This window comes from Streptomyces sp. NPDC055078, from assembly GCF_053607985.1.
In genome coordinates, this window is sequence record NZ_JBSGUP010001170.1 from 1 (window position 1) to 1,023 (window position 1,023).

Annotated in this window: 1 protein-coding gene and 1 pseudogene; both read left to right on the forward strand. The window is 70.0% G+C overall.

All coding sequences use genetic code 11. The annotated features are described in order from the left end of the window. Window positions 1-231, forward strand: a 231-nt coding sequence (locus tag ACWF94_RS40990) for a DUF6257 family protein (RefSeq protein ID WP_453500465.1), incomplete at its 5' end; no start/stop codon positions are given. A 268-nt stretch (window positions 232-499) separates the two neighbouring features. Further along, a pseudogene (locus tag ACWF94_RS40995) lies at window positions 500-1,023 on the forward strand (ATP-binding protein); the annotation flags it as partial.

Here is a 1,023-nt window from a genome sequence, read left to right on the forward strand (position 1 = left end):
GACGGAGCGTCATCCATGGCACAGCAGGAAGAGCGTGAGCCCAGGCTCACCGCAGGCGAGAAGGCCAAGGTCGCGTGGTACATCGCGCGGATGGCCAAGCGCGGCATCGCTGACGACCGGATCTATGGCGGACGCGTCCACCAGGGCGACCTTCAGCAGAAGTTGGAACGGGTCCTTGAGCAGGCGCGCAAGCGCGAGGAACGCGAAGCCAGGACCAAGAACAAGAGCTAGCTACCCCGGGACGACCGCGCATCTTTGGCGAGAGCAAGCGGTCGCCCCGGGCCCAACCCATCCGCTTTTCGAGCAGGACAGGAGACCTCCCAGCATGACGGACAACGGGAACGTCGTTCATCTCTTCAAGCCACCCGGTACAGACCCCCTGGCCCCCGACACCCCGGTATCCCCCGTGGTCACGCCCGCCCCTGGCTTTGCCGGTGCCGGTGCCGGTGCCGGTGGTGTGGCTGGTCGGGTGCCGTTGTGGGTGCGGTCCGGTCGTGCGGTGCGTGCGGCTGTGGTGGATGAGCGGACCCGGGTGGCGTGTGGTCTGGTGGTGCGGCACGGCTCCTACGTCGTCGGTGGCGGGCGGGTCGTGGTCCGTCGGGCGTGGGACGGGCGTACCGCCGCACGGTATGAGCGGATGATCCGCGCGGCCGAAGCGGCGGGGAACATGGAGGCGGCTGCTGAGTGGGAGGACCGGGGCAGGCAGTTTCGGGCGGCGCGGCATCAGCGCCGGATGGACCTGATCACCGCCCCGCAGCGGGCCGCGAAGAGCGCGGTCATGGGCTCAGCCCTGGGCGCGGGCTCGCTGCTCGCCCTGGGGATCGCGCTGGCGGTCGCGAACGAGGACGTCGGTGATGTCCTGGCTCCGACGATGGCTGTGATCGAGCTGGTCCGTTGGACCGTCGTGATCGTGTCCGTGGTCTGGGGTCCGCTGATGGCTGTTGGTCCGTGGCTCGCCCTGCTCGGTCTGTGGGCGGTGGGACGGCACCGGCAGACCGCCCCGCAGTGGGCACTCCCGGCCGG